The organism is Caballeronia sp. (assembly GCF_049581465.1).
In the GTDB taxonomy this organism is placed as follows: domain Bacteria; phylum Pseudomonadota; class Gammaproteobacteria; order Burkholderiales; family Burkholderiaceae; genus Caballeronia.
In genome coordinates this window covers 1-4,619 of record NZ_JBAUSA010000013.1, presented here as the reverse complement: position 1 = coordinate 4,619, position 4,619 = coordinate 1, and the positions used below count along the sequence as shown (strand labels likewise).

The 4,619-nt window shown below is 58.2% G+C and carries 3 protein-coding genes; all 3 read left to right on the top strand.

Annotation, left to right across the window (positions count from 1 at the left end):
• Positions 1 to 582: 582 nt before the first annotated feature.
• Positions 583 to 2,154 (top strand): long-chain-fatty-acid--CoA ligase, encoded by a 1,572-nt coding sequence (locus tag WCA53_RS00280; protein ID WP_423903999.1) that lies wholly within the window; start codon positions 583 to 585, stop codon positions 2,152 to 2,154.
• A 769-nt stretch (positions 2,155 to 2,923) separates the two neighbouring features.
• Positions 2,924 to 4,048 carry a porin gene (locus tag WCA53_RS00275; protein ID WP_423903997.1) on the top strand — a complete coding sequence of 375 codons (1,125 nt, stop codon included), beginning with the start codon at positions 2,924 to 2,926 and terminating at the stop codon, positions 4,046 to 4,048.
• 230 nt (positions 4,049 to 4,278) lie between these two features.
• The coding region (locus WCA53_RS00270) for an electron transfer flavoprotein subunit beta/FixA family protein (RefSeq protein ID WP_423903996.1) at positions 4,279 to 4,619 on the top strand (341 nt) is incomplete at its 3' end.

Sequence of the window (4,619 nt, the reverse complement as noted above, 5' to 3'; positions counted from 1 at the left end):
ATGTGGCTAGGGGGACGGGACACTTCGGTCAACGGCGTATCGGATTGGGACATGAGGTGGAGACTTGATGCCCGGCCGGGCGCAAGTACACGTATACCCAACAGGTGCAATCAACGAACGGCAAAGTTCACGAGGGATTATATCCCGCCGCCCAATCGTTGAGCCCCCCATACGGACTGGGCAAACAGAGCCCGCCCACGCCGCTTGGCCACGGGGCGCAATACAACTGCCCGCCAGGCGGCGACGGACAAGCGATCCATGCGTTGCCGGCCGACACGAACTGAAGTCATTCTGGAAGGAAGATCCCGGATGCGGAATGCAAACGAATTCACCTGATGAAAGAGCCGACGCCGCCGCGATGCGGTGCCTGCTCACGTCGTCGGGCACTCCCGGAGTCCCACCCCGAGTGGCTCCGTCAGGGGTTGGCCGCCCCCCCTTGATGGGGGGGAGTACGCTGGAAGGGTCCCCTGGATACTGCGATGATATTGGCTCGGGCCAGCAGCGCAACGGTGTGCCCTAATCAACGCAACCGTGTCTGCAGAACCCGGCAAAGTGGTCAAAAACGATAGACGGAGACGAGAAATGTACTTGACACAAGGGCTGCATCGGAACGTGCAGCAACGGCCAAATGCGACAGCGATACATTTCCAGGGCAAGGCATTTACCTTCGCCGAACTCGGTGCGCGCGTTGCGCGGCTCGCAGGGGCGCTTCGGCAACTGGGCGCCGGGAGCGGCGAAAGGGTCGCGATGCTGTCAGTCAACTCGCCGCGATACATCGAGTACTACATGGCGACCCCGTGGGCGGGCGGCGTTCTGAATCCGCTCAACATCCGGTGGAGTGCGAACGAACTGCTGTACGCGCTGAACGATTCCGGCACTTCCATCCTGATCGTCGATGAAACGTTCCGGGCCCTCGGTGTCAAACTGGCGCGCGAAGCCCGCACACTGCGTCATGTCATCTATGCTGGCGACGGCGATGTTCCGGACGGCATGCTGAGTTACGAAAGCCTGATTGCCCAATCCGAACCGGTCGAAGACGCGGGGCGTCAAGGCGACGATCTCGCTGGCATCTTCTACACGGGAGGGACTACGGGTTTTCCGAAGGGCGTCATGTTGAGCCATACGAACCTCGGCGTGGCTACTCTCGCCACGCTCGCCGTCGGTCATGTTGTACCAGGCACGGTGTTTCTTCATGCAATGCCAATGTTCCACCTGGCTGGTTTCGCGGCGATCAACGCGCTCCTCGCCTGCGGCGGAGTGCATGTGGTGGTGCCGGCTTTCACGCCGCAAACGACGATCGAGGCCATTTCCCAACATGGCGTGAATCGGGTCATGCTGGCGCCTACGATGCTCCAGATGGTGATTGACTGGATCGACAACCATGCGGCTGAAAGCACAGGCCTGAACAAGTCTTCTCTCACACGGATCATGTACGGCGCTTCGCCGATTTCGCAAACGCTCCTCCGGCGTGCACAGAAGACGTTTCCTAAAGCCGAATTTGTCCAGGGCTATGGCATGACGGAACTCTCACCCGTCTGTGCTTCGCTTGGACCGGAATACCATACAGAGGAAGCCTACGCTAGTGGCCAGATGCGCGCTGCGGGCAGGCCCTTGATGTGCGTTGAGGTCAAGATCGTTGACCCACAGGGCCGGGAAGTACCGCGCGGCACAACCGGGGAAATTGTCGTACGTGGCCCCAATGTGATGCTTGGCTACTGGAACCTGCCGGAGGCTACGGCCGAAGCGCTCCGCAACGGCTGGCTGCACACTGGCGACGGCGGTTATATGGACGACGACGGTCTGCTTTACGTTGTCGATCGCCTGAAGGACATGATTGTCTCCGGCGGCGAAAACATCTATTCCGCCGAAGTCGAAAACGCTATCTCCAGCCATCCGGCTGTCGCTCAATGCGCTGTTATCGGAATACCGAATGACAGATGGGGCGAATCCGTTCACGCCGTAATCGTCGCGAAGCCCGGCGAGGTCGCCACAGCAGAGGCAATCCAGGCTCATTGTCGTGAACGCATCGCGGGATACAAGTGCCCCCGTAGCGTAGAGTTTCGCGAGTCGCTCCCCATCTCGCCTGTTGGAAAGATTCAAAAGAACACACTGCGTGAGACGTTCTGGGCGAATCAGAAGCGTGGCGTAGCTTGAGGAACCCGCCGTCGACCTGGAGCTCCTTCGAGTCTGCGGCGCGAAAGCCGGTGACAGCCGGAGGCACACCCCGCTACCGTTCCTTCGACGAAACAGACATAGCAGCGGGGCATCCTGTTCAGCTGTGTGCGAAAGTCAATGGTACTGACGGAAGTCGACACCGGGTTCGTCGGTCGGACAACCCTCGCTGCTCTTGACAATTTTTCTAGCGCTCGTCGTCTGCACTGCTATTCATGCTGGTGCTCCTGGACAAAAACGACATCGCCTCCCAGTGAACTTCGGTGTGCTTTGTGTCTTGCGTCGATCGCGAAAATCGCATCGGCCGCGGAATAGCTCGATCTGGCCATTACGCGAGATATCAGGGAAAACGACTGGCTAGCTGTGTCAGCAATATAGGTAGATCGGACTACGACAGTCGTCAAATGAGAAACGACAATGTCTCTTAGTTGAGGAGACAAACAAACGGAATGCCGAACATATACCGGACGACGCCATGCTTCAGACGTCGGCCAGCAACTCATTGACTTCACGCCCCAGCTCGCAAATGACAGCGGATGTGGCCGAGTCCCCGGAGCGTCGGTCCAAAAGGCCGCCTCTGGTCTGACTGATATCGCACCCAGATTCCGGTAAGGCGGCTAACGCAGTCGCAACTGGCAGCGCTGAAAGAATCGGAAACATATGCACCGTATCGATGAGCGCTCGGGCGATGAAGGTGGTCGCGAATCGATCTCTGTTATTCAGACTTTTATAACAAAGGAGAGGAGACAAAATGAAGTTAAAATGGTTCGTGGTGACCACAATGGCTACGCTTGGCAGCACGGCATATGCAGATTCCTCGGTGACACTCTATGGCGTGCTCGATTCAGGCCTGCTCTATCAAAGCACGTCCGCGGCATCGTTCAACCCCGCGGCTAAAGACCTTGGACGGCTTTACGCGCTTAAGGATGGCGGAATCTACTCGAGCCTGTGGGGCGTTAAGGGGATTGAAGATATCGGCGGGGGATACTTCGTTAATTTCAAGTTACAAGGCGCATTCACCAGCACCACCGGCGCGCTCCGGCTGTCGGATACGCCGGGTGTATCAGCAATGTTCAATCAGGAATCGAGCGTCGGCGTGTCTGGCCCGTTTGGCTCGGTCAACGCAGGTCGTCAGTTCGCACCGATGGCCTATGCGCTCGCCGAGACCGACGTACGCGGCGGCCAGTACTTCGGCAGCATCTTGACCAGTTGGCTAGGTATGAATCAGTCCGCGGGCTGGGTTGGTACCTCCACCAACGGACCGCTCGGCGCGCTGTATGACAGTAACGCGATCGTCTACAACTCCCCCAAGTTTGCCGGCGCCAGCGTGGCGCTGGAATACGCGCCTGGTGGCGTTGCAGGCAGCTTCCAGGGGGGCACCCGGGAATCTGCAGTGCTGAGGTATGCCAACTATGGGCTCAGTCTCGCGGCCATTTACTATAACGGTCACGACACCAACCCGGGAGCCACGACGGTCGCCACTGGCCGCGATAACAACCGATTCGTCTACGCCGGCGCGCGATATTCGACTCATGGTTTCTCCGTGTCCGCATCGTACGCAAATGGCCGGGACCCGTCCCGGCCGAACGTGGTAGATCTTGACATGTATTCCGGCGGCATCGGCTATCGCTTCTCGCCCGCGTTGACACTAACGAGCGGCATCTACTATCTCAAGGACACGAACAATTCTGCCAACAAGTCCCTCGAATTCGCCGCGGGTGTCGAATACAGCATTTCCAAAACCACGCTTCTGTATGCGCAGGCGGGCCACGTGAACAACGAGGGAACAATGACCACGACGATAACGTATGGCGCTCCAGTGGCGTCGCGTTCAGGCACTACGGCGGTCAACTTCGGTGTGCGCCACAATTTCTGATGCCTCGCCAAACCGTCTCGCGTGCCGGACGCGTACTCGAGACCGGTTTTTAGCGGAAGTCCTGCACGAGTCCGGATGTTCAGGAACGGAACATCTATGGCGCGCATTTGCACATTGGCTCAATACAGTGATTCTTGAATTCGACTCCTTCGTTGGTCGTCCGAAAATGCACTCGCGAGGATGATGCCGCCGATGCCAGATTATGTTTGCTTTAAAGTTCGGAGAAGGAAATGAGAGTGTTTGTAGCAGTAAAAAGGGTCATCGACGCGAATGTGAAAGTTAGCGTCAAATCGGACAACACAGGTCCCGACCTCGCGAACGTGAAGATGTCCATGAATCCGTTCGACGAGATCGCGGTGGAAGAAGCGGTGCGTCTGAAAGAAGCGGGCGTGGCGACGGAAGTGGTCGCCGTGTCGTGCGGCGTCACGCAATGTCAAGAAACGCTGCGCACGGCGCTGGCGATTGGCGCGGATCGCGCGATCCTGATCGAATCGAATGAAGACCTGCAGCCGCTAGCCGTGGCCAAGCTGCTAATGGCGCTGATCGACCGCGAACAGCCGCAGTTGGTGAT